General features: G+C 73.5%; 27 protein-coding genes and 1 tRNA gene. 15 read left to right on the forward strand and 13 right to left on the reverse strand.

What is annotated here, in order from left to right; translation table 11 throughout:
• Positions 1–9: 9 nt before the first annotated feature.
• From WBK50_RS04800 to WBK50_RS04810, 3 genes are read left to right on the forward strand one after another with little or no spacing between them, the layout of a single operon-like run.
• A complete protein-coding gene (locus tag WBK50_RS04800; RefSeq protein WP_341334421.1) occupies positions 10–375 on the forward strand; it encodes a hypothetical protein in 366 nt (121 codons plus the stop codon).
• Entirely contained in the window at positions 368–778 is a 411-nt protein-coding gene (locus WBK50_RS04805) for a hypothetical protein (protein WP_341334422.1), read from the forward strand. Before WBK50_RS04800 ends, WBK50_RS04805 begins: the two co-directional genes overlap by 8 nt.
• Positions 779–789: 11 nt before the next feature.
• Positions 790–1,575, forward strand: coding sequence for an MBL fold metallo-hydrolase (locus WBK50_RS04810; protein WP_341334423.1), 786 nt, complete (start codon positions 790–792; stop codon positions 1,573–1,575).
• Here the strand turns inward: WBK50_RS04810 and WBK50_RS04815 are convergent.
• Positions 1,572–2,045 (reverse strand): DUF2231 domain-containing protein, encoded by a 474-nt coding sequence (locus WBK50_RS04815; protein WP_341334424.1) that lies wholly within the window; start codon positions 2,043–2,045, stop codon positions 1,572–1,574. The genes WBK50_RS04810 and WBK50_RS04815 overlap by 4 nt on opposite strands.
• A 97-nt stretch (positions 2,046–2,142) precedes the next feature.
• On the opposite strand from WBK50_RS04815, the gene rph reads away from it, so the two are divergent.
• Together rph and rdgB are read left to right on the forward strand one after the other, a co-directional pair.
• A complete protein-coding gene (gene rph, locus WBK50_RS04820; RefSeq protein ID WP_341339294.1) occupies positions 2,143–2,889 on the forward strand; it encodes a ribonuclease PH in 747 nt (248 codons plus the stop codon).
• A complete protein-coding gene (gene rdgB / locus WBK50_RS04825; protein ID WP_341334425.1) occupies positions 2,886–3,491 on the forward strand; it encodes an RdgB/HAM1 family non-canonical purine NTP pyrophosphatase in 606 nt (201 codons plus the stop codon). Before rph ends, rdgB begins: the two co-directional genes overlap by 4 nt.
• A gap of 131 nt (positions 3,492–3,622) precedes the next feature.
• On the opposite strand, the gene WBK50_RS04830 is transcribed toward rdgB, so the two are convergent.
• The gene (locus tag WBK50_RS04830) at positions 3,623–4,027 is read right to left on the reverse strand and encodes a carboxymuconolactone decarboxylase family protein (protein ID WP_341334426.1); all 405 of its coding nucleotides are present in this window, start codon (positions 4,025–4,027) and stop codon (positions 3,623–3,625) included.
• Positions 4,028–4,182: 155 nt separating this feature from the next.
• Here WBK50_RS04830 and WBK50_RS04835 point away from each other — a divergent pair, with 155 nt between their 5' ends.
• Positions 4,183–4,869, forward strand: coding sequence for a TVP38/TMEM64 family protein (locus WBK50_RS04835; RefSeq protein ID WP_341334427.1), 687 nt, complete (start codon positions 4,183–4,185; stop codon positions 4,867–4,869).
• Between the two features lie 35 nt (positions 4,870–4,904).
• Here the strand turns inward: WBK50_RS04835 and WBK50_RS04840 are convergent.
• The 3 genes from WBK50_RS04840 to bcp form a co-directional block, all read right to left on the reverse strand.
• Positions 4,905–4,979, reverse strand: a tRNA-Leu gene (locus WBK50_RS04840).
• Positions 4,979–5,644 (reverse strand): HNH endonuclease, encoded by a 666-nt coding sequence (locus tag WBK50_RS04845; RefSeq protein ID WP_341334428.1) that lies wholly within the window; start codon positions 5,642–5,644, stop codon positions 4,979–4,981. Before WBK50_RS04845 ends, WBK50_RS04840 begins: the two co-directional genes overlap by 1 nt.
• A 60-nt stretch (positions 5,645–5,704) precedes the next feature.
• Positions 5,705–6,172 (reverse strand): thioredoxin-dependent thiol peroxidase, encoded by a 468-nt coding sequence (gene bcp / locus WBK50_RS04850; protein WP_341334429.1) that lies wholly within the window; start codon positions 6,170–6,172, stop codon positions 5,705–5,707.
• A 283-nt stretch (positions 6,173–6,455) separates the two neighbouring features.
• Between bcp and WBK50_RS04855 the strand changes: the two genes are divergently transcribed.
• Positions 6,456–6,677: a DUF3618 domain-containing protein gene (locus tag WBK50_RS04855; protein ID WP_341334430.1), complete on the forward strand. Its 222-nt coding sequence runs from the start codon at positions 6,456–6,458 to the stop codon at positions 6,675–6,677.
• Positions 6,678–6,721: 44 nt separating this feature from the next.
• Here the strand turns inward: WBK50_RS04855 and WBK50_RS04860 are convergent, their stop codons facing one another.
• From WBK50_RS04860 to WBK50_RS04875, 4 genes are all read right to left on the reverse strand, one after another.
• Positions 6,722–7,924 (reverse strand): NAD(P)/FAD-dependent oxidoreductase, encoded by a 1,203-nt coding sequence (locus WBK50_RS04860; protein ID WP_341334431.1) that lies wholly within the window; start codon positions 7,922–7,924, stop codon positions 6,722–6,724.
• A gap of 92 nt (positions 7,925–8,016) precedes the next feature.
• Positions 8,017–8,796 carry a SigB/SigF/SigG family RNA polymerase sigma factor gene (locus WBK50_RS04865; RefSeq protein WP_341334432.1) on the reverse strand — a complete coding sequence of 260 codons (780 nt, stop codon included), beginning with the start codon at positions 8,794–8,796 and terminating at the stop codon, positions 8,017–8,019.
• Entirely contained in the window at positions 8,793–9,215 is a 423-nt protein-coding gene (locus tag WBK50_RS04870; RefSeq protein ID WP_341339295.1) for an ATP-binding protein, read from the reverse strand. Before WBK50_RS04870 ends, WBK50_RS04865 begins: the two co-directional genes overlap by 4 nt.
• A gap of 100 nt (positions 9,216–9,315) precedes the next feature.
• Complete coding sequence (locus WBK50_RS04875) at positions 9,316–9,732, reverse strand: STAS domain-containing protein (protein WP_341334433.1); 417 nt, start codon at positions 9,730–9,732, stop codon at positions 9,316–9,318.
• 224 nt (positions 9,733–9,956) lie between these two features.
• Between WBK50_RS04875 and WBK50_RS04880 the strand changes: the two genes are divergently transcribed.
• From WBK50_RS04880 to WBK50_RS04890, 3 genes are all read left to right on the forward strand, one after another.
• On the forward strand, positions 9,957–12,191 hold the full coding sequence (locus tag WBK50_RS04880; protein ID WP_341334434.1) for a SpoIIE family protein phosphatase: 2,235 nt from the start codon (positions 9,957–9,959) through the stop codon (positions 12,189–12,191).
• Positions 12,192–12,404: 213 nt separating this feature from the next.
• On the forward strand, positions 12,405–13,073 hold the full coding sequence (locus WBK50_RS04885) for a hypothetical protein (protein ID WP_341334435.1): 669 nt from the start codon (positions 12,405–12,407) through the stop codon (positions 13,071–13,073).
• A 144-nt stretch (positions 13,074–13,217) separates the two neighbouring features.
• A complete protein-coding gene (locus WBK50_RS04890; RefSeq protein WP_341334436.1) occupies positions 13,218–13,715 on the forward strand; it encodes a Dps family protein in 498 nt (165 codons plus the stop codon).
• A gap of 152 nt (positions 13,716–13,867) precedes the next feature.
• Here WBK50_RS04890 and WBK50_RS04895 read toward each other — a convergent pair whose 3' ends face one another.
• From WBK50_RS04895 to WBK50_RS04905, 3 genes are all read right to left on the reverse strand, one after another.
• Positions 13,868–14,131 (reverse strand): WhiB family transcriptional regulator, encoded by a 264-nt coding sequence (locus WBK50_RS04895; RefSeq protein WP_341339296.1) that lies wholly within the window; start codon positions 14,129–14,131, stop codon positions 13,868–13,870.
• A 321-nt stretch (positions 14,132–14,452) separates the two neighbouring features.
• Entirely contained in the window at positions 14,453–14,860 is a 408-nt protein-coding gene (locus WBK50_RS04900; RefSeq protein WP_341334437.1) for an anti-sigma factor antagonist, read from the reverse strand.
• Between the two features lie 187 nt (positions 14,861–15,047).
• The gene (locus tag WBK50_RS04905; protein ID WP_341334438.1) at positions 15,048–16,022 is read right to left on the reverse strand and encodes a hypothetical protein; all 975 of its coding nucleotides are present in this window, start codon (positions 16,020–16,022) and stop codon (positions 15,048–15,050) included.
• Between the two features lie 175 nt (positions 16,023–16,197).
• Here WBK50_RS04905 and WBK50_RS04910 point away from each other — a divergent pair, with 175 nt between their 5' ends.
• A complete protein-coding gene (locus tag WBK50_RS04910; protein WP_341339297.1) occupies positions 16,198–17,301 on the forward strand; it encodes a PLP-dependent cysteine synthase family protein in 1,104 nt (367 codons plus the stop codon).
• A 70-nt stretch (positions 17,302–17,371) separates the two neighbouring features.
• Positions 17,372–18,751, forward strand: a complete 1,380-nt coding sequence (locus tag WBK50_RS04915; protein WP_341334439.1) for an alkaline phosphatase PhoX — start codon at positions 17,372–17,374, stop codon at positions 18,749–18,751.
• A gap of 9 nt (positions 18,752–18,760) precedes the next feature.
• Here WBK50_RS04915 and WBK50_RS04920 read toward each other — a convergent pair whose 3' ends face one another.
• Positions 18,761–19,156 (reverse strand): STAS domain-containing protein, encoded by a 396-nt coding sequence (locus WBK50_RS04920; RefSeq protein WP_341334440.1) that lies wholly within the window; start codon positions 19,154–19,156, stop codon positions 18,761–18,763.
• A gap of 199 nt (positions 19,157–19,355) precedes the next feature.
• Here WBK50_RS04920 and WBK50_RS04925 point away from each other — a divergent pair, with 199 nt between their 5' ends.
• The 3 genes from WBK50_RS04925 (at position 19,356) to WBK50_RS04935 (ending at position 21,562) form a co-directional block, all read left to right on the forward strand.
• Positions 19,356–19,655 (forward strand): DUF2795 domain-containing protein, encoded by a 300-nt coding sequence (locus tag WBK50_RS04925; protein WP_341334441.1) that lies wholly within the window; start codon positions 19,356–19,358, stop codon positions 19,653–19,655.
• A 39-nt stretch (positions 19,656–19,694) separates the two neighbouring features.
• Positions 19,695–20,141: an acyl-CoA thioesterase gene (locus tag WBK50_RS04930; RefSeq protein WP_341334442.1), complete on the forward strand. Its 447-nt coding sequence runs from the start codon at positions 19,695–19,697 to the stop codon at positions 20,139–20,141.
• 200 nt (positions 20,142–20,341) lie between these two features.
• Entirely contained in the window at positions 20,342–21,562 is a 1,221-nt protein-coding gene (locus WBK50_RS04935) for an acyl-CoA dehydrogenase family protein (RefSeq protein WP_341334443.1), read from the forward strand.
• The last annotated feature ends 3 nt before the right edge of the window (positions 21,563–21,565 follow it).

Genomic DNA, 21,565 nt, shown 5'->3' on the forward strand with positions numbered 1-21,565 from the left:
GTCCCGCCCGTGATCGACGCGCTCCGGTTCGTGGTGCTCGTCGCCGCGGCTGCGGTGGCGCTCTTCGGCGTGGTCACGACCGTGCTGAACCGCCCACCCGGCAGGCCGCACCGGCTCCTCGTCGGAGCGTTCGAGGCCCTGCTCGTGGTGCAGGCGGTGATCGCCGCCGCCCGGGTGTTCGGCGGCGTCCAGCTTCCGGAGCAGAGCACCTTCCTGATCTACCTCCTGGTGAGCGTCTGCGTGATGCCGATCGGGCTGCAGTTCGCGACCGCCGAGCCGACGCGGTGGGGCGGCACGGTCATCGCCGTCGCCGCCATCGGCACGGGCGTGGCCGTGTGGCGGCTCGAGGGCCTCTGGGCGGCCGGCGGTGTCTGAGCCCCGGGCTCCCCGGGCGACGTCGAGCGGCGCCGGACGGGTCCTGATCGCCGTCTACGCGATCTTCGCCCTGTCGGCGACGGCCCGCGCGGGAGTGCAGATCGCCACGAAGTTCTCCGAGGCTCCCGTCGCCTACCTGCTCTCCGGGCTCGCCGGCGTCGTCTACATCCTCGCGACGATCGGGCTGGCCGGTTCCACGCCCGGCCACCGGAGGCTGGCCTGGGGCGCGGTCGGGTTCGAGCTGGCGGGCGTCCTGGTCGTCGGCCTGGTGACGCTGCTGGACACCGGGGACTTCCCGGACGACACGGTCTGGTCCGTCTTCGGTCGCGGCTACGGGTTCATCCCGCTGATCCTGCCGTTCGTCGGGCTCTGGTGGCTGCGCCGCACGGGCGCCAGGCGTTAGCATCGGCGATCATGCGGCTGATCGTGCTCGGCTGTTCGGGAAGCGGACCGGGGCCTGGTTCGCCCGCCTCGGGCTACCTGGTGGAGGCGGGTGCGGCGCGGTTCACCCTGGACCTGGGCAACGGCACCCTCGGCGCGCTGCAGCGCCACCTCGATCCGTGGGCCCTCGACGCCGTGGTGTTCAGCCACCTGCACCCCGACCACTGCTCGGACTTCGCGTCGCTCGTCGTGCACCGGCGCTACCACCCGGCCCCGCCCGTCGACCCGACGGTGCACAGGCTGCCCGTGTTCGCGCCGGTCGAGGCGCCGGACCGGTTCGCTGCGGCCTACGCGCCGTCGGCCGAGGAACGCGCGGCCACGGATCTGACGGACGTCTTCACGTTCCACCCGCTCACCGACGGCGGGTCGTTCCCGATCGGGGACGCGGTGGTGCGCGCCGCCACCGTGGACCATCCGTGCGAGGCCTACGCCCTGCGCGTCGAGGCCGGGGGCCGGTCGCTGGTCTACAGCGGGGACACGGGGCCGTGCGACGGGTTGATCGAGCTGGCCCGGGGCGCGGACGTGCTGCTCTGCGAGGCGAGCTGGCCGCACGTCACGGACCAGTGGGACGCCCCGCCGCCCGGCGTGCACCTGTCCGGCGTCCAGGCCGGCGAGCACGCCACCGCCGCGGGGGTGGGCCGGCTGCTGCTCACGCATGTGCCTGCATGGTGTGATCCCGACGCGCTGCTGGCCGAGGCCAAGGCGACGTTCGACGGGCCGGTGGAGCTGGTGGTGCCCGACGCCGCGTACGAGATCTAGGAAAAGCCCTGCCAGACCGCGGCCGCGCCGGCGTCGCCGATCCAGACCACCAGCCCGGTGACCACGATCCCGAGCAGCGCCGCGAGCACCCCGACGGCTACCGCCGCCCGCCGGAGCGCGGGCGATCCCTCCGGGCCCAGCCGGTCCGAGCGGATCCCGATCGCGACCGTCGCGATCACCAGGACGAGGAAGACGATCGCCCACGGGAGCAGGCCGTCCGCCCGCCTCTCGTGAATCGCGACGAGCGGACCGCCCCCGTTGAGTGCCCGTTGCAGCTGCTCGCCGGTCTGCGTGGCGATCGGCACCGCGATCACACCGACCAACGCGATCAGCGCGACGGGGATGCCGATCGCGCGCCGCCAGCGCGGGCGGACCGCCATGGCGATCGCACCGAGCGTCGCCAGAGGTAGCAGCGCGACGACGGCGTGGATCACCAGGGGATGGGCGGGGATCCCGTTGACCGTGATCATACGTAATTGAATCCTGAACGATGTGAGGTCCGTGTGACGCGCCGGGTCCGGGGCCGCCGGGGCGGCTTCCTAGACTGGGCCGGTGACTACAGGCACGGTGACGCGGGCAGACGGCAGGACCGACGACGAGCTGCGCCCCGTTCGGATCACCCGCGGGTTCCAGAAGCACCCGGCGGGCTCGGTGCTCGTCGAGTTCGGTGACACCAAGGTGCTCTGCGCGGCGAGCGTGACCGAGGGCGTGCCGCGCTGGCGCAAGGGCTCGGGGCTCGGCTGGCTGACCGCGGAGTACGCGATGCTGCCGTCGGCCACGAACACCCGCAGCGACCGCGAGTCGGTCAAGGGCCGGATCGGCGGGCGGACGCACGAGATCAGCCGCTTGATCGGCCGGGCACTGCGGGCGTGCATCGACCTCAAGGCGCTCGGCGAGAACACGATCGCCCTGGACTGCGACGTCCTGCAGGCGGACGGCGGCACGCGCACCGCGGCGATCACGGGGGCCTACGTGGCGCTCGTCGACGCCGTGACCTGGCTGGGCGCGCACGGCAGGCTCGCGGACCCGCAGCCGATCTCGTGCCAGGTGGCGGCGGTGAGCGTCGGCGTCGTCGACGGGCGGGTGCGGCTCGACCTGCCCTACGAGGAGGACTCGCGGGCCGAGGTGGACACGAACGTCGTCGCGACGGACACGGGCACGCTGATCGAGGTCCAGGGGACGGGGGAGGGCGCCACGTTCGCGCGCTCGACCCTCGACGCGATGCTGGACTCGGCGCTCGCGGGGATCGCGAAGCTCGTCGAGGCGCAGACCGCCGCGCTGGCCGAGCCCTACCCGGGCGAGCTGCCGGCGTGACCCGGCTCCTGCTCGCGACCCGCAACGCCGGCAAGCTCGTCGAGCTGCAGCGGCTGCTCGTCGCGGCCGATCTGGGCGAAGTCGAGGTGCTGGGACTCCGGGACGTGCCCGAGTTCCCGGAGGCGCCCGAGACCGGGGCCACGTTCGCGGAGAACGCGCTGGCCAAGGCTCGGGACGCGGCCACCGCGACCGGGTTGCCGGCCGTCGCGGACGACTCCGGGCTGGCCGTCGACGCGCTCAACGGGATGCCGGGCGTGCTGTCCGCCCGCTGGTCCGGCAAGCACGGCGACGACCTGGCGAACCTCGAGCTGCTCCTCGGGCAACTCGCCGACGTCCCCGACGAGCGCCGCGGCGCCGCGTTCGTGTGCGCCGCCGCGCTGGTGGTGCCGGGCGGGACCGAGGTCATCGAGCACGGGGAGTGGCGGGGCCGACTGATCCGGGCGCCGCGGGGCACGAACGGCTTCGGCTACGACCCGATCTTCGTCCCGGAGGGGGAGCAGCGCTCCTCCGCGGAGCTCGAGCCGGTGGAGAAGGACGCCGCGAGCCACCGGGGCCGCGCGATGCGCGCCCTCCTCCCGCACCTGGGCGCACTCGCCGGTTGAGGGGCGGCGGACCGCCGCCACCCGCGCTGCTCGCACAGTCGCTACGCGCCCTGTCGCGCCACGCGCGCGGTCGACCGCGCGTGGCGCTACCTCGCGCGTGGGCGCCGACAGCGCCGGCGCAGGTCTGCGCGTCACTCGGTGGGGTCCGGCTCGGCCAGGACGCGCTTGGCGACCCCGAAGGCGGAGTTGGCGGCGGGGACCCCGCAGTAGATCGCGCTCTGCAGCAGCACCTCGACGATCTCCTCGCGGGTCAGACCGTTGCGCAGGGCGGCGCGCAGGTGCAGCTCCAGCTCGGCGAGGTGACCGTGCGCGACGAGTGCGGTCAGCGTGATCGCGCTGCGCATCCGTCGGTCCAGGCCCGGCCGGGTCCAGATCCCGCCCCACGCGTAGCGGGTGATCATCTCCTGGAACTCGCCGGTGATCTCGTCCGCGCGCTCCAGCGAGGCGTCGACGTGGGAGACGCCGAGCACCTCCCGGCGGACGGCCAGGCCGTCGGGGTCGAGGTCCAGCTTTCGGGTGCTCTCGGGCGTGCTCACGGCCAGCACGGTAGCGCCGGAGCCCAGCCGGGGCGGGTCGTGCTTCCGCACTGTGGAAGATCGGCGGGAAAGGTTCCGTGTGATCCGGATGGACGGAAGATGTCCGGGTCGGGTGCGGCGGCCTCGAGGATCACCCGGTCGGTACCGTCGTCCCCGTGAAGTGGTGGCGCCCGGTCCTCGCGGGCATCGGGCTCGTGGCCGTGATCGCGGCCGCGCTGCTCGTCGCCCGCGTCTACGGGGCCCCCGGGGTCGCGGACCTGCAGCGGCTCACCACGGAGGCCGGCATCTGGGCCCCGCTGCTGTTCGTCGGCCTCCAGGCCGCGGTCACGGTGACGCCGGTGCCCCGGACGGTGTTCACCCTCGCCGCGGGCCTGCTGTTCGGGTCGGCGCTCGGCATCGTCCTGACCCTCGCCGGGACGACGCTGGCGGCGCTCCTCGCGTTCGTGCTGGTCCGGATGACCGGCGGCAGGCTCGTGGAGCGCTACGCCCGGGGGTCGGCGGCGCGGTGGGCGCGGATCCGGCTCGACCACCACGGGGTCCTCGCCGTCGCCTCGATGCGCCTCGTGCCGGCGATCCCGTTCTCGGTGCTGAACTACCTCTGCGGGCTCTCCGCGGTCCGGTTCTGGCCGTACCTGGTGGGCACCGTCGTCGGGATCGTCCCCGGCACCGTCGCGATCGTGGTCCTCGGTGACGCCGTGACGGGACGGCCTTCGCCGGCGTTGATCGTGGTGTCGGTGATCTGCGGCCTGGTCGGCGTCGCGGGGATCGTGGTGGCGGCGAGGAGGCCGGTCCCGCAGGACGACGGGGCGCGGGAGGCGGACGCGGCGCGTCAGGAGGCCTGACGACGGCCGTTTCGGCCTCCGGGCCGGTGAAAAGGTGTCGGCGGCGGGATTCGAACCCGCACTGTCTCGGACCTAAACCGAGGGCCTCCTGCCAATTGGGCTACGCCGACTAGGCGAACGGAATAGTTCGCCCTCTCTTCCGCCCGCACCATGTGTCCGTCAGCGCGTGGCAGTTCGGACACAGGATACGGAGGTTCTCCAACCGGTTGTCCGTGTGGTCGCCGTTGATGTGGTCGAGGGCCAGCGGCAGCGGGGTGTCGAGCCACTCGCGAAGGCCGCAACCCTCGCAGTGATCCGGCTTCAGCCCGGCGGCGATCAAGCGTTTCCTGAGGGCCGACGAGTTCGCCCGAGAACCCTTGACCAGGATTTCGTCCAGGGTCCGAGGCGCGAGTGTCCGTACGGAGCGGCCGCGTGACCAGGACTGCCCGGTGAAATGCGCCGTGTCCAGGCCGAGCCGCCGGAAGTGGCCGATCAGCATGCGGTGGATGCCGCCGCTCGGCTTGTAGCCGAGCCGGCGGCCGACCTCGGCCACCGTGAAGCTCGTCCGCACGGTCTCCGCGAGCTGCGTGTCGGTCCAGGACAGCCGGGGGTTCGGCGAGCCGGCGTCGGCCGTCGGGATGTGCGACGCGTCAAGGCCGAGCCGGGCGATGTGCTCGCGGAGGTACTGGTACCGGCCCGGCCTGATACCGAGCCGGGCGAACACCTGCTTCATCGTCCGGCTCTCGGCCACCGCCTCGACCAGCATCTCGTCCGTCCAGCTGCGTTCCCGGGGCATGGCCCGATCCTATCGAACAGAGGTTCGATCGGGTCGCGATCGGCCCGGGTTGTCCACAGGTCAGATCTTGAGGTCCCGCCGCAGCTTCGCGACGTGCCCCGTCGCCCGGACGTTGTACAGCGCGGCCTCGATCCTCCCCTCCTCGTCCACCAGGAAGGTCGAGCGGATCACTCCGGTGACCGTCTTGCCGTACATCTGCTTCTCGCCGAAGGCGCCCCAGGCGGTGAGGACCTCCTTGTCGACGTCCGAGAGCAGCGGGAAGGTCAGCTCCTCGGCGTCCCGGAACTTCGCGAGCTTCGCCGGTTTGTCCGGGGAGATCCCCAGGACGTCGACCCCGGCGCCGTTGAGCTCGGCGAGGTTGTCCCGGAAGTCGCAGGCCTCCTTCGTGCAGCCCGGCGTGCTCGCGGCCGGGTAGAAGTAGACGAGGACCTTGCGGCCGCGGTGCTCGGCGAGCGAGACGGGCTTGCCGTCGGCGTCGGGCAGGGTGAAGTCGGGGGCCTGGTCGCCCTCGGACAGCCGGGTTGTCATGCCCCGATCCTCGCAGTACCGGTAGGGGCGCGTCTCCCCGTCCTCATCCGGCGCGTGACGCCCCAGCCGGCGCCCCGCCGCGTTCTCGTCGGCGCCGATCCGAACCCGGGATCAGCCCCTCCTCGGCCTTGCGGGTGGTCCACCTGGAACGCCGCGGTACCGGCGAGGACGTGGAGACGCGCCCCTGCGGCGCGTCGACCACCACACCCGTCGGGCCGCGCTCCGGCCTGTGATCTACGGTGTGCGGCAGTCATTCGCGAAGGACATTCCCCGAGGAGGAGTCGTGGCGCGCGACCCCGAGGCCATCCAAAGTGAGATCGAGAAGACGCGTGACGCACTCGCCGACAGCCTGGACGCCCTGACGGACCGGGCGAACCCCAAGCGGTTCGTGGACAGCGGCAAGGCGCAGGCCAAGCAGAAGCTCGAGGATCCGAAGATCAGGTACGCCCTGATCGGCGTCGGGGTGATCCTCGCCGCGGCGATCCTGAAGAAGCTCTTCTCGTAGAGTTCGAGCAGGTGGAAGGGGGTCGGCGGATGCCGGCCCCCTTCTCACTGCTGCAGTAGACGAGCGAACTCGAGCGCCGCGGCCCGGTCCGCCCCGGCCAGCAGCGGCGCCCGGTAGCGCACGACGTACCGCGCGGCACCGAACCCGGCCACCGCGACGAGCTTCTCACCGGCCAGGTAGCCCACGACGGTCCCCTTCACCGGCCCCCCGGCGAGCCCCTCGCCGTGCAGCGGGAGCACCGAGTCGGCCAGGTCGGGTCGCCCGATCAGCTGGATCTTGAGCCCGAACTGGTCCGACCAGAAGTACGGCACGGTCGCGGGCGGCGCCTCGGCCCCCGTGATGTCCCGGGCGACGATCGCGGCCTGGTCGCTCGTCGACGTCCAGTGCTCGAACCGGTGCCGCGCCCCGTTGAGGGCGTCGGACCAGGAGGACATGTCCCCGACGGCCCACACGCCGTCGAGGCCCTCCACCCGGCCGGACGCGTCGCAGGGCACGCCGTCGCTCAGGTCCAGCCCGGTGTCCGCCAGCCACGCCAGGTCCGGCTTCCCGCCGATCCCGACCACCACGACGTCCGCGGAGACGGTCGAGCCGTCCGCCAGCTCGACGGTGTGCGCGTCCACGAAGCGCGCCAGCGCCGTCCCGGTCCGCAGGTCCACCCCCGCCTCGCGGATGAGCCGGGCGCAGATCCGGCCCACCTCGTCCCCCAGGCCGCGTGAGAGGGGCACCGCGGCGGCCTCCAGGATGGTCACCGAGACGCCCCGGGCCAGCGCCGTGCTCGCCACCTCGGCCCCGATGAACCCCGCCCCGACGACGAGCAGGGACTCCGCCTTCTCGAGCGCGGCGCGCAGGGCGAGCGAGTCGTCCAGGGTGCGCAGGACGAACACGTCCTCCGGCTGGCCGGGCAGGGTGCGCGCCTCGACCCCGGTGGCGAGCACGATCGCGTCGGCGGTGAGCACCGACCCGTCCGCGAGCTCCACCTCGCCGGGCCGCAGCGCGACGGCGGGCAGCCCGAGGTGCATCCGGACGCCGAGGTCCTCGAGCGCGGCCGCGTCCCGCAGCGCGATCTTCTCGGGCTCCCAGGCACCGGCGAGGAGCTGTTTGGACAGCGGCGGCCGGTCGTAGGGGGGATGGGCCTCGGCGCCGACGAGGCTGATCCGCCCCTCGAACCCGACCTGACGGAGCTGCTCGACCGTCCGCAGGCCGCCGAGCCCGGCTCCCACGACGAGGACGTGTTCCGGCGCGGTCATCGGCTCTCCTCCCGGCCGGACCGGCGTCCGCCCGAGGAACATCTTGACCCACCGGCCCGGGGCGCGGGCCGTGACCCCGGCCGCAGCGCGGCTCAGCCCGTCCGCGTGTCCGGGTCCAGCCGGTTCCTCAGCCGGTCCAGGGTCTGCGCGAGCAGCCGGGACACGTGCATCTGCGAGATCCCGACCTGCTCGGCGATCTGTGTCTGCGTCATGTTGCCGAAGAACCGCAGCATGACGATCGTCCGCTCGCGTTCGGGCAGCTCGCTGAGGACGGGCCGCAGCGCCTGCCGGAAGTCCACCCGGTCCAGCTCGGCGTCCGCCTCGCCGACGAGCTCGCCGACGGTGGCGCTGCCCTGCTCGGAGGACAGCATCTCGTCCAGCGACGAGCTGCGGTACGCCTCGGACGCCTCCAGCCCCTCGAGCACCTCGCTGACGGGCACGCCGAGCCGTTCGGCGATCTCGCTGGGCTTGGGCGCCCGGCCCAGCCCCTGGGACAGCTCGGACACCACGCCGTTGATCGAGACGTGCAGGTCCTTGAGCCGTCGCGGCACCCGCATCGACCAGCCCTGGTCCCGGAAGTGCCGGCGCACCTCGCCGCTGATCGTGGGCACGGCGAAGGAGAAGAAGTCGTTGCCCTTCTCGGGCGAGTAGCGGTCCACCGCGTTGATCAGCCCGACGGTGGCCACCTGCACGAGGTCGTCCAGCGGCTCGCCGCGGTGGTTGAACCGGCGCGCGATGTGCTGGGCGATCGGCAGGAACCCCGTGACGAGCCGGTCCCGCAGCGATTCGCGGCGCGGGTCGTCCGGGCCCAGTGCGGCGTACTCCTCCAGCAACGGGGCGAGGTGGCCGTACTCGGGATCTGCGGCGGTCACCGGGGTAGGGCGGCGGCGCGCTTGTCGAGTTTGATGCCGACGGTGGGCCGGCCGTTGTCCTTCGCACCGAGCAGCTCGACCTCGTCCGCGAGGGTCTGCAGGACCCGCCAGCCGAACGTGTCCGTGGAGACGGTCATGTCCGGCCCGGCCACGTCCACCTCGGCCTCGACGCCGATGCGCTCGTCGTGCACGGAGAACGCGCAGCGCAGCGACGAGCCGGGAGCGGCGATGTCCACGAGCGTCGCGCAGGCCTCGTCGACGGCCATGCGCAGGTCGGAGATCGCGTCGAGGTCGAAGTCCGCACGCGCGGCCAGGTCCGACGCCACCGCACGGATGGTCGGGATCAGTGCCGCCGTCGCGGCCGTCTTCACCTCGACGACGGAGGCACCGTCCGGGCCGCCCGGATCGGTTCGGTCCATGTCGGACACGCGGGGTATCTCCTTCTGCTCGGCGCTCGCTCGTCCCCGTCCCGGGCGGACCCGGGGCGGATGGTCATCGTGCTACCCGGGGGTCGCTGAATCAATCCGCACCCCCCGGCACGGGGCCGGACCCACCGCCGGCGACGCCCGAGAGGACCTCCTCGAGGCCGCCGTGCATCTCGAAGAGCCGGTCCGAGCCGGTGATCTCGAGCGGCCGGGTGACGGCCCGCGAGGTGGCGACGAGGTGCAACGGGCGCCCCTGTCCGGTGGCCCGGTGGGCGGCGCGGATCAGCACGGCCAGCCCGCTCGAGGCGAGGAAGGAGACGTCGGCGAGGTCGACGACGGGGGTGCCGCGCTCGTCGTCGAGCAGGCCCGTCAGGCCCTCGGCCAGGCGTGGGGCGGTGAGTGTGTCCACCTCGCCCGCGACGGTCAGCAGGCGCACGTCGGGGGCGGGGGAGCTCAGCGTGGCGGAGAGAGCGCCGGCACGGCCGGAGGACTCGGGGGCGGGATCGAGCACGGGGCGTCACCTCCAGCGACATCCGTCGGCGGCCCGGGCGGTGGTAACGGCGCACGTGGCCCGGGCACCACGTCGGAGACCGGCGGCTGGTGGCTCAACCGCGTTCGCTGCGACCTTACAGACCGTGCCGCGCCGGCCGGTCGGCACGTCGGGGCAGCTCCTGTCCACCATGGGCGGAGTCCGGGCGAGCGGCGCGCGCGGCCCGTCCCCCTTATTCTTGTGGGGTGGAAACCGCGGACCCGGGCACGCTCGCCGAGACGCTGGCGGGAAAGGTCGCGGCCGGAGACCTCCCGGCCTCCGGCCTGGCCGCCACCGACCTTCCCCAGGTGCTCTACGACGCCCCCGCCGCCGTCCTGATGATCGATCTGGAGCAGCGGCAGGTGGTCTACGCCAACGCCGCAGCCGTCGACCTGACCGGTAACCGGGTGCGGCTGCCCGTCGACATCGACGACTGGAGCGACGCCGCGGGCCTCACCGACCTGGGCGGCAAGCGGATGAGCGAGACGACCTCGCCGCTGTCCCTCGTCTTTTCGGGGATCCCGGTGGCCGGCGAGCCGGTCGCGGTGCACGACGCCGCCCGCCGGGGATCGTCCGCGACGTCGGCGCAGCGCGAGGCGAGCGAGGGCCGGTTGCTGTGGGTGACCGGGTTCGGGCTCGGTCCCGACGCGGGGGCCCCGGAGGGTGTCGAGGTCCCGGACGAGCTGCGCTCCCGGGCGCTGGTCGTGTTCCTCCAGCTCTCCGGCACCGAGCACGGGGACCGCAGGCGGCTGGAGGTGCTCCGGGACCGCGCCGTCGTCGCGACCGACATGTCCTTCACGATCACCGATCCGCGCCGCGAGGACGACCCGCTGATCTGGGTCAACCCGTCGTTCACCCGGCTGACCGGCTACACCCCGGACCAGGCCGTCGGGCGCAACTGCCGGTTCCTGCAGGGGCCCAACACGGACCGCGCCTCGGTGCGGCGGATGACCGAGGCGCTGCGGAACCAGGAGCCGATCACCGAGGTCCTGCTCAACTACCGCCGCGACGGCACGGCATTCTGGAACCAGGTGTCGATCTCCCCGGTCGTCGACGGGGCGGGGAACCTGGTCAACTTCGTCGGCGTGCAGGGCGACGTCACCGAGCGGGTGCTCGTCGAGCAGGAACGCCGGGCCGCGCTCGCCGAGGCCGAGGAGTCCCGCGGGCAGCTGCGGCTGCTCGCGGAGGCGACGACGCAGATGACCGAGGCCCTCGACGTCGTGGACGCCTGCCGGCGGCTGGCCCGGATCGTGGTGCCCCAGCTCGCGGACCTGTGCGCCGTCGACGTGCTGGACCGGCCGGGCGCGAGCGCGCCGCAGCGGCTCGCCGTGGCCGCCCGGGACGCGGCGGACGAGGCGCGGCTGCGGGACCTGGTGCTGGTGCGGGACTACCGGATCGGCCGCGGCAGCGACACCGGCCGGGTGCTCGGGGGCGACGAGCCGGTGCTGGTCTCCGACCTCCCCGAGCGCGGCGAGGAACGCCACCCCGGGGACGCCGCGGCGGCCGGCGCCTACGACCGGCTGCGTCTCCGCTCGGCGATGGTCGTGCCGCTGCGGGCGCGGGGCCGCGTGCTCGGCACGCTGACGCTGCTCACCCAGCACCCCTACGGCCGCCGCTACACGCAGCGGGACCTGCACCTCGCGACGGACCTGGCCGGCCGCGCGGGGCTGACGGTGGACAACGCGCGGCTCTACGAGCAGGAGCACGCCGCGGCCGCGACCCTGCAGCACAGCCTGCTGCCGGCGTTGCCCGAGGTCGGCGGCCTGCAGATGGCGGCGCGCTACCTCGTCGGTGCGGACGGCAACCAGGTGGGCGGGGACTGGTACGACGTGCTGCCGCTGCCGGACGGCGGCGTCGGGATCGCGGTCGGTGACGTCGTCGGGCACGACCTGGCGGCGGCGGCCGCGATGGGCCAGCTGCGCGGTGTCCTCCGCTCCTACGCGTGGGACGGCGGCCGTCCCGGCTCGGTGCTGGACCGCTGCGACCAGCTCGTGCAGGGCCTGGACATGGCCGCGATGGCGACGGCCGTCTACGCGCGGATGGAGGCTCCGGACGCCGCGGGCGACCGCGTGCTGCGCTACTCCAACGCGGGCCATCCGACGCCGCTGCTGCTCACCCGCGAGGGGGAGCTGCGCAGCCTCGACGACAACCGCTCACCGATGATCGGCGCCATCCCGTTGGGCCGCGACGGGAGCGTGCCCGGACGGACGGAGGCCGAGCTGACCTGCCCGGCCGGCTCGCTGCTACTGCTCTACACCGACGGCCTCACCGACATCGCGGGCGAGGACGCCGACGAGCGCACGGACCTGCTGGAACGCACCCTGGCCGGGCTTCCCGTGGACTCGGACGCCGAGTGCGTGGTCGAACGACTGCTCGCCGCCGCCCGGCCGGACCGGCTGCGGGACGACGTGGCCCTGCTCGCGATCCGTCTCGACGGGTGAGCGCCTCTGCGGCCCGTCCACTGTCGACGAGCGGGTTCACCCGACAGACGTAACCGGCTGGCCGGTCCGGGCTCCCGCTCACGGACCCGAGGAGCCCGCTCGGCGTACAACTGCGCCTTTCGGGCGCGACGGGGACTCCCGGCGAGGTGAGATCCGTTGCGGACAACGGGATCGGCGACGTGGCCGTCACCCGGACATGGGGGGTTCGTCAGGATGGTCGCGGTGCCCGGCGTCGGGGACGCCGGTCCGATGGTCGCCCGGCGCACGGGGGTGGCGGTCGGCCCTCCCTTGCGGAGCCGGCTGGTCGCGGTGGCGGTGAGCCCGCTCGAACTCCTGCGGCCCGGCTCGGACCTGGCCCGCCTCATCGGTGAATTCGGCCGGGTGGACCTGCTGGTCGCCCGGGACGAGGTGGACCTGGACCGGGACTGCGCGGGCGTCACCACGCTGGGGTGCGGGGACGCTCCCGGCGCGGAGGTCGTGCTCGATCCCGTGGTGCTCGCGGACGGGCCGGGCGCCGAGGACCTCGACGAGGACTACGAGGGGTTCGACGACGACGAGGACGACGAGGACGACGTCCTCATGGCCGTCGCGGACCTCGGCCTTCCGAACCTGCACCTGCATCGCCTCGGGCTCCCCGGCCGGGTGGGCGCCGCCGCGGGGGCGGACCTGCTCGCCGCGCTGAGCGAGCTCGTCGGGTTCGATCCCGAGCCGGGCGTGTACCTCGTCGCGCCGAGCCCGTCGCCGTCGGACCCGGAGCGCTCGACGATCGTGGAGATCGCGAACAGGCTGGCCCGGGTCTACGGGATCCCGATGCTGCGCTACGGCGGCCTGGAACTGTCGGTCGTCGCGGCCGATCACCCGGGTGAGCGCACCGCGGGCTGAAGCCAGCCTCGCTTACCATGGCCCTTGTCACTCCGTCAATGGGTTCGCCGCAAGACGTGCCGGGTACTCATAGGACGTTGACGAAAGCGCGTGCCGGCCCCGGCCGGCGCCGGCGCACCGATGTTGCGAGGAGTTCTCACCACCATGGCTCAGCCCATCACCAGCACCCTCGAGGACGCGGCCCGGGACACGACCGGCGCGGCGCTGCAGAAGACCCTCGTCGACCTGGTCGACCTCTCGCTGGTCGCGAAGCAGGCCCACTGGAACCTCGTCGGCAGGCAGTTCCACGACGTCCACCTGCACCTCGACGAGCTCGTCGACCTCGCCCGTGAGTACGCGGACAAGGTGGCCGAGCGCGCCGCGGCCATCGGCGTCTCGCCCGACGGCCGGTCCCGGACCGTCGCCGACGCGTCGACCGTCCCCGCGTTCGCCGAGGGCTGGGCCCGCGACCGGGACGTCATCCGGTACGTCTACGAGGCGCTCGACGCGGTCGTCTCCGGTGTCCGGCCCCGGCTGGAGGACACCGAGAAGACGGACCTGGTGACCCAGGACCTGCTGATCGCGCTCGTGGCCGCGCTGGAGGAGGCCCGCTGGATGTGGCAGGCGCAGGCCAAGGGATACGAGGACGACGGCGAGAGCTGATCGTCGGGCGCGGCTCCCGCGCCCGGTACACGCCGAAGGGCGGTTCCGTGAACGGGAACCGCCCTTCGGCGTGCGTGACGGTGGGGGAGACAGCGGGACTCCCGCGACCCCCGACGACCGCGGGCGCCCCACCGAGAACGGTGTTGCTCCCGTCAGGCCGGCATCGCCAGGTCGCGGCGCTCCAGGATCATCCGGCGCTCCGTCTCGCCGAGGCCGCCCCACACGCCGAACGGTTCGCGCGTCTCCAGGGCGAACTCCCGGCACATGTCGATCACCGGGCAGCTGTTGCACACCGCCTTGGCCTGCGCGGTGCGGCGGGACCGTGAAGGGTTGCGCTCGCCGTCCGGGTGGAAGAAGACGGCACTGTCCATACCCCGGCACGAACCGAGACGCTGCCACTGCCACGCGTGGTCCATGGGGCCAGGGAGGCGGGACACATCGCTCACTCGGCTCACCTCGTTCTCAGAGAGACCCGGCGACCTGGGTGTGCCGGGCGATCTCTCGGCTACTTCCCGGAGGATTTCGCCACCAAACACCCCGGTCGCCGAAAGGCGATCCGACGAAACCGGGTCGACGGGGCGGCCGGACCCGCCACGAGCGTCGCGGAGCGATTCCACTGTCGACATCGGCGCAGCTCAGGGCCGTCCTGTGACAGCGTTATACCGGTGCCGGGTGCCGTCCGTCTGACGCAACGGAGTGGCTCGGAGTGGCGCACATCACACTCGGCTTGGGAACTCTCAGGTGTCTTCGAGCGCCTTCTCGACCGTGTCGTGGATGTCGAAGAGCGGGACGAGCCCGGCGATGCTGAGCGGCCGCAGGACCCGCCGCCCGGTGCAGGCGAGCCGCAGTTCGACACCGGCGGCGTGCGCGGCCTCGCGGACCTCGATGAGGACGGCGAGCCCACTGGTGCCCAGGAACGACACCCCGTCGAGGGCGAGCACGATGAGCTCGGCACCCTCGGCCGCGAGGTGCTCCAGGACCACGGCGCGCAGCCGCGGGGAGGTGAGCATGTCCACCTCACCGCCGACCTCGACGACGAACCGGCCCGGACCCTCGGTGCGGCTGGACACGGTGATCTGGTCGTCCGCCTCGGTACCTCGGCGGGCCGACGGGGGTTCGGCCGAAGACTCCTGCGCGTGCTGCATCGCGGTCACGCTAAGGGCAGTGGTGCTCCGCTGCCACTCGGGGCGACGCGCGGTGGCGTGCGACACGCCCCGTCGACCGGGCGCGTGGGTCTGAGGTGCGCGCGTGGGTGGGCTCAGGAGCGGAAGGCGTGGCGTCCGGGTTCGGCGGGCTGCTCGTCGTGCGGGCGGGGGAGGGGGATCCGCCCCGTCACCTCCGCGGACTTCGGGCCCTCCGCGAAGAGGTCGACGGTCCCGGGCTCGCCCTCGTCCGCGGTCTCCTCGGCGACGGGGGCGGCGGCGGGCTCCTCGGCTGCGCCGGTGCCGGCGACGGGGACGGTGGGCGCGGGAACCGGGCCCGTGTCGGTGGAAGGGCCGGCGGCGGCCTCGCCCGGGGTGGGGTGGCCCGGGACGGCCCACACGGTGTCCTCGGCGGGGCCGACGGTGGCGGGGCGAGGCTCCGGGGAGCCTCCTCGGCCGGGGCGACCTCCGACGGCGCCGCGTCGGCGGCAGCGCCGCGGACCTCCGGGACGGCCTCGGCCGTGACGGCCTCGGCCTCGGCGGCGTCTCCTGGTCCGGTCGGGCGGCCGGGAGCCCCCGGCGTGGCGCTCTCTGCCTCCGCCGACCGCGGCACCGGCACCTGCTGTGCCAGCTGGATCTCGCTCTCGAGCTGGCGCAGCTCGCCCCCGAGCGCACTGTGCACCCGGGCCAGCTCGTCCCGCAGTCCGGTGCGCAGGGCGTGCAGGTCCCGCGTGCGGAGCGCGACGTCGTCGTCCAGCGCCCGCACGTCCTCCCGGGCCCGCTGCGCCGCCGCGCGCTCCCGTTCGGCGACCGCACCGGCCTCGCCCGCGGCCCGGTGCGCCTCCTCCAGCAGGGTGGCCGCCTCGTGCGCCGCGCGGGCGCGGATCTCGGCGGCCTCGCGCTCGGCCAGCCGGAGCACCCGCTCGGCCCGGACCCCGAAGGTCTCCTGGGCCGCGGGAACCGCGGCCGCGCGGGAGCGGTCCCGGGCGACCGCGAGCTCGTCGGCCGCTGCGGCGGCGTGCTGCTCGGCCATCCGGCGCGCGTTCTCCGCGGCGACGACGCGCCGGCGCAGCTCCTGGACGTGGGACTCGACCTGGGCACGGTCGTAGCCGCGGCGGACGACGTCGAAGCCGGGCTGGTCCTCGGGATCCAATGGAGCGGTCACAACCGGTAGTTTCCCTGGTCGGATCGCGGGGGACCTCGCCGCGTCGGTGGGCGACCGGCTGCCTGCGGCCGGCGGTCGCCTCCGGAGAGTGACGAACATCGCGCGCTCGCGCCACCCGGTCACCGGGGCCCAGGTGGTGCGGGCCCGCTCGCTAGGGTCGTCTCCCATCAGCGCGATCACCCCACCTCCCGAGCCCGTCGACCGGTCCTGTGCCCGCACCCGCAGCTGGGTCGACGAGGCGGTGCGCCGCGTCGAGGCGGACGCCAACCGTTCCGCGGACACCCACCTGCACGTCTTCCCGCTCCCCGAGGACTGGGGTGTGGACGTCTACCTGAAGGACGAGTCCGTCCACCCGACCGGCAGCCTCAAGCACCGGCTGGCCCGCTCGCTCTTCCTCTACGCCCTGGTCAACGGCCACATCACGCCGACGACGACGGTCGTCGAGGCCAGCTCGGGCTCCACCGCGGTGTCCGAGGCGTACTTCGCGCGGCTCATCGGGGTGCCGTTCGTCGCGGTGATGCCGCGGGCCACCAGCCCGGAGAAGATCTCGCTCATCGAGCGGTACGGCGGGCGCTGCCACTTCGTCGACACGGCACCCGAGATGTACTCCGAGGCGGAGCGGCTGGCGCGCGAGTCCGGGGGCCACTACCTCGACCAGTTCACCCACGCCGAGCGGGCGACGGACTGGCGGGGCAACAACAACATCGCCGAGTCGATCGTCGCGCAGCTGGCGCTGGAGCCGCATCCCGTCCCGGACTGGGTGGTGGTCGGGGCGGGGACCGGCGGGACGTCGGCGACGATCGGCCGCTACCTGCGCTACCGGCGGATGCCGACCCGGCTCGCCGTCGTCGACCCCGAGGGCTCGGCGTTCTTCCCCGGCTGGGCGAGCGGCGCGCACGACTACCAGACCGGCCGCCCGTCGCGGATCGAGGGCATCGGACGGCCGCGAATGGAGCCGAGCTTCGTGCCGAGCGTGATCGACCTGATGATCCCGGTCCCGGACGCCGCCAGCATCGCGGCGGCCCGGCACCTACGCGCCGTGACCGGCCGGTGGGCGGGTGGATCCACCGGGACGAACCTGTGGGGCGTCTGGCAGCTCGTCGCACGGATGCTGCGCGAGGGTCGGCGCGGCAGCGTCGTCACCCTGATCTGCGACGGCGGCGAGCGCTACCGGCACAGCTACTACGACGACGCCTGGGTCGCGGCACAGGGCCTGGACCTGGCTCCGTGCACGGCCACGCTGGACCGGTTCCTGACCACCGGCGAGTGGGTCGGCTGACCATCACCATCGGGTCACCTTCGGCGGGTTCTGCGACCCTTGTCCGGGTCCGGATGGTGCACTGCCGGACATGATCGGAAGGGTTGCCGTGACCGAAGCGGCGGTACGGGCCGGGCGGTTCACCCGGCGCGGCTTCCTGCGCACCGCGGCGGCAGGCGCCGGGATCGTCCTGACGGGCAGCACCGACATGCTCCGCACGGCCCCGGCCGCCGTGCCCGGGTACGGGCCGCTGCTCCGGGACCCGAAGGGCGTCCTGGACCTGCCCGCCGGCTTCTCCTACCGTGTCGTCACCCAGGCCGGACGGACGAAGCTGGAGGCCGGCGGGCCGACCCCGCGCAACCACGACGGCACCGGCGCGTTCCCCCGTCCCGGCGGCGGCACCGTCCTGGTCAACAACCACGAGATCCGCGAGCCGGAGGGCACGAAGAACCAGGTCCCGCACCTCGAGGGCCTGGTCTACGACCCGGGTGCGGCCGGCGGCTGCACGGTGATCGAGACCGACGCCGTGGGGCGCCCCCTGCGGGAGTACGTCGGCATCGCGGGCACGTCGACGAACTGCGCGGGCGGCGTGACGCCGTGGAACACCTGGCTGACCGGCGAGGAGACCGAACAGCGCGCGGGCGGCAAGGGCTACGAACGCGACCACGGCTACGTCTTCGAGGTCGACCCGTTCGATCCGGCGGCCAACCGGGACCCGGCGCCGATCCGGGCGCTGGGGCGCTACAGCCACGAGGCCTGCGCGGTGGACCCGCGGTCCGGGGAGATCTACCTCACCGAGGACGCGTCGGGCCCGAACGGCCTGCTCTACCGCTGGACCCCGCCCGCGGGCTTCCGTAGCGGGAAGGGCAGCCTGCGGGCGCTCGGCCCGTCGGCCGGGGTGCTGGCCGCGATGCGGTGCACGGACGCGTCCGGCAAGCACGTCGACGACCTGTCGAGGGCCACGGAGGTCGGCACCGAGTACGCGGTGGAGTGGGTGCCGATCGAGGACCGCGAGGCGCGGAAGCGGTCCACGCGCAAGCAGCACGGGGACGACGACGTCACACGCGCCCACAAGCTCGAGGGCTGCTGGTGGGGCGGCAACGGCGTGCACGTCGTGTCCAGCTACGCCGGCGGGGAGAGCCCGAAGCGCCACGACGGGCAGGTCTGGTTCTACGACGCGGCCCGCTGCCGACTGACGCTCGACCTGCTGCTGCAGGCCGGCGAGGAGGAGTTCGACGGGCCGGACAACATCAGCGTCTCACCGTACGGCGGCGTGATCCTCGCGCAGGACGGCGACGGCGACAACGGCCTGTTCGGGGTGACGGCGGCCGGCGACCCCTTCCCGCTGGCCCGTGCCTCCGGCTCGGAGTTCACCGGGCCGGTCTTCTCCGCCGACGGCGCGGTGCTCTTCGCGAACATCCAGGAACCCGGGATCATGTTCGCGATCACCGGGCCCTGGCGGCAGAGCTGACCGGGCCGCTCAGGCGGTAGGACGCAGCGCTTCGGGGACGCCGTCCGCCACGTCGAACAGGGCGAGCAGGCCGGTGGCCTCCAGCGCCCGGGTGACGATCCGGGACCCGCAGACCAGCCGGAGCAGGTGACCGCGGCGCTCGGCGTCGTCCTTCGCGGCGACCAGGACGGCCAGCCCGGCCGAACCCAGGAACGTGACCTGCGAGAGGTCCAGCACCACCAGGGGGACGGTGGGCAGGTGCTCGTCCAGCTCCCCGCGCAGCACCGGCGCGGTCAGCGTGTCGATCTCTCCGAGGACGTGCACGACCAGGGCGTCGTCGCCGTGACCGACCACCTCGAACCGCACGACCTCGCCGACGTCGCCGCCGGGGCTGTCCCCGGTTCCGACGGATGACTCACCGCTCATGCGCACCGTGCTCCTCGCGCCTTTCCCGACTTCTGGTGCGGACTGTCGTCTCAACCGCCCGCCAACCCTACGGCCGCCGGTGATTCGGACACAACAAACCCCCTCGCGCGGCGTTTGAACGGGTGTGATGTAGGGCACCTACTGCTGACCGACCTGCCGGCGGCCGCGGTTGGACGCCCGCTCCGGTCGAGGAGGAACCGTGTACCGAAGGACGTCCCGCGCCGACGTGACGCGCATCGGCCAGGTGCTCGACGGGGTGGAGTTCCCGGCAGCCAAGTGGCAGCTCATCGCGCACGCCGACCACTACGGCGCCGACGCCGTGACCCGCGCCGAGCTGTGGGCGATGCCCGTCGCCGCCTACCCGGACCTGGTCTCGGTGCTGACGGCGATCGGCGTGCCGGCCCGCTCGGACCCGTCCCGCGCCGTCCCGCCACCCCCGGTGGCGTACCGGCGCCAACCGGAGTTGCAGGCCGCGGCGCAGGAGCGCCGCGAGCGCTGAGTCCGCGTTCCGGTCGGTGCCTCGTGCGATGCTCCGGGCATGGGGCAGGAGGTCTTCTCGGTGCAGGTCGGGGTCCGCAGCTACGAGACGGACGCCAACGGGCACGTCAACCACGCCGTCTACCACCACTACGGCGAGCACGCCCGGATGGAGCACCTCCGGGCCGCCGGCTGCTCGGCGCCGCTGCTGCTGGAGCGGGGCTGGACCGTGGTCATCCTCGAGACGCACGCCCGGTTCCTGTCCGAGCTGCTGCTCGGTGAGCAGGTGGACGTGAGTTCCAAGCTGCGGTTCGGCGAGGGCAAGTCCTTCGGGATGGAGCACGTGGTGCGGCGGCTCACGACCGCGGACGGGGAGGCCGCGGGCGGCACCGTCGCCTGCGAGATCAGCTGCCGGATGGGGGTGCTCGACACCACGGCCCGGCGCCTGGTGCCCGATCCGCGGGGAAAGCTGCTGTCGATTGCCACCCGACCCGAGCTCATCGGCTGACCGGGCGGTCCGCGGCGGGCGGCGGCGCGCGTTCGTCCGGTCCTCCTGGGCCGGGAGGCGGGGCCGCTCCGTACCGGCGGGTCGGCGCTGTCGGCCGTCCGACATCTCAAAGTGAGATGTCGGAAGGCCGCTGCTGCCGGGCTCTGATGGTGACCGCACCCCGTCGACGAGGACGGGCCCCGATCCGAAGGACGGTCACCATGACGGCAACGCAGGAGTCCCCGGCACCCACCGCGCCCGGGGACAGGCCCGGCGCGGAGACCCTGATCGCCCGGGCCGAGGCACTCGTCCCCGTGCTCCGCGAGCGCGCGGAGCGCTGCGAGGAGCTCCGCCGGATCCCCGAGGAGACCATGGCGGACCTCACCGAGGCCGGCCTGTTCGACCTCGTCGCCCCACCGAGCGTCGGCGGGTACGGCTACGGCATGCGCGAGTTCGGCACGATCACCCGGATCCTCGCGCAGGGCTGCGCGTCGACCGCGTGGGTCTACTCGTTCCTCGTGGTGCACAACGTCTCGCTCGTCCAGGACACCCCGCACCTGCTCGGCGGCAGGGCCTTCGCCCCCTGCGCGCTGTCGGCGGGTTTCCAGGCGACCCCCTCCGGCACCGCGACGAAGGTCGACGGCGGGTGGCGGCTGACCGGGAAGTGGCCCTTCGCCAGCGGGATCATGAACTCCGACCACTCGCTGCTCATCACCACCGAGGACCGCGGCGACGGCAGCGAGCCCGCGCTGCTCGGCCTGGTCGTCGACGTCGCGGACGTGACGATCCACGACGTCTGGTACATGTCCGGGATGAAGGGCACCGGGTCCAACACCTTCTCCTGCGAGGACCTGTTCGTCCCCGCGGACCGGCAGTGGACGGTCTTCGGGCAGGAACCGATCCGCCCGCTCGACCACGGCGAGTTCCGTCCGCTCGAGGGGTTCTCCATGATCCGGATGTTCGACGTCCTGCTCGCGGCGGTCGCCGTCGGCAGCGCCGAGGCGTGTCTCGCGGACTACAAGCAGCGAATCCTCACCCGGACCGTCGGATTCGGGCTCGGCCCGCAGCGCGAGCACCCCGAGGCCTGGGTGCGCTACGGCGACGCCGTCACCAGGACCCGGATCGCGCGCCTGGTCTGGGACGAGACCCACCGCGTCGTCACCGACCTCGCGGACCGGCAGGAGAAGGCGACCCTCGAGCAGGCCGCGCTGCTGCGGATGGCGTCGCCACGGATCTGCGCGCTGGCCCGGGACGCGATCGAGACGATGCTCGACGGGGCCGGCTCGAGCGTCAACGAGCTGCGCAGCCCGTTCCAGCGCTACAAGCGGGACGTCGACACCCTCAAGAGCCACTCCTACCTGCACTGGGACGGCGCGGCCGTCACCGCCGGCGCCGCGCTGCTGGGCGTCACGGACACCCCGGACGGGTTGTTGCTGGTCTGACCG

The sequence above is a fragment of the Pseudonocardia sp. T1-2H genome (genome assembly GCF_038039215.1).
Taxonomy (GTDB): domain Bacteria; phylum Actinomycetota; class Actinomycetes; order Mycobacteriales; family Pseudonocardiaceae; genus Pseudonocardia.

What these genes read in the sequence shown, in the direction of transcription:
- WBK50_RS04810 (WP_341334423.1), top strand. Translation starts at nt 790, where the DNA reads ATGCGGCTGATCGTGCTCGGCTGTTCGGGAAGCGGACCGGGGCCTGGT.
- WBK50_RS04815 (WP_341334424.1), bottom strand. Translation starts at nt 2,045, where the DNA reads ATGATCACGGTCAACGGGATCCCCGCCCATCCCCTGGTGATCCACGCC.
- WBK50_RS04845 (WP_341334428.1), bottom strand. Translation starts at nt 5,644, where the DNA reads ATGCCCCGGGAACGCAGCTGGACGGACGAGATGCTGGTCGAGGCGGTG.
- bcp (WP_341334429.1), bottom strand. Translation starts at nt 6,172, where the DNA reads ATGACAACCCGGCTGTCCGAGGGCGACCAGGCCCCCGACTTCACCCTG.
- WBK50_RS04860 (WP_341334431.1), bottom strand. Translation starts at nt 7,924, where the DNA reads ATGACCGCGCCGGAACACGTCCTCGTCGTGGGAGCCGGGCTCGGCGGC.
- WBK50_RS04870 (WP_341339295.1), bottom strand. Translation starts at nt 9,215, where the DNA reads ATGGACCGAACCGATCCGGGCGGCCCGGACGGTGCCTCCGTCGTCGAG.
- WBK50_RS04885 (WP_341334435.1), top strand. Translation starts at nt 12,405, where the DNA reads ATGGTCGCGGTGCCCGGCGTCGGGGACGCCGGTCCGATGGTCGCCCGG.
- WBK50_RS04890 (WP_341334436.1), top strand. Translation starts at nt 13,218, where the DNA reads ATGGCTCAGCCCATCACCAGCACCCTCGAGGACGCGGCCCGGGACACG.
- WBK50_RS04895 (WP_341339296.1), bottom strand. Translation starts at nt 14,131, where the DNA reads ATGGACCACGCGTGGCAGTGGCAGCGTCTCGGTTCGTGCCGGGGTATG.
- WBK50_RS04900 (WP_341334437.1), bottom strand. Translation starts at nt 14,860, where the DNA reads ATGCAGCACGCGCAGGAGTCTTCGGCCGAACCCCCGTCGGCCCGCCGA.
- WBK50_RS04915 (WP_341334439.1), top strand. Translation starts at nt 17,372, where the DNA reads ATGATCGGAAGGGTTGCCGTGACCGAAGCGGCGGTACGGGCCGGGCGG.
- WBK50_RS04920 (WP_341334440.1), bottom strand. Translation starts at nt 19,156, where the DNA reads ATGAGCGGTGAGTCATCCGTCGGAACCGGGGACAGCCCCGGCGGCGAC.
- WBK50_RS04930 (WP_341334442.1), top strand. Translation starts at nt 19,695, where the DNA reads ATGGGGCAGGAGGTCTTCTCGGTGCAGGTCGGGGTCCGCAGCTACGAG.
- WBK50_RS04935 (WP_341334443.1), top strand. Translation starts at nt 20,342, where the DNA reads ATGACGGCAACGCAGGAGTCCCCGGCACCCACCGCGCCCGGGGACAGG.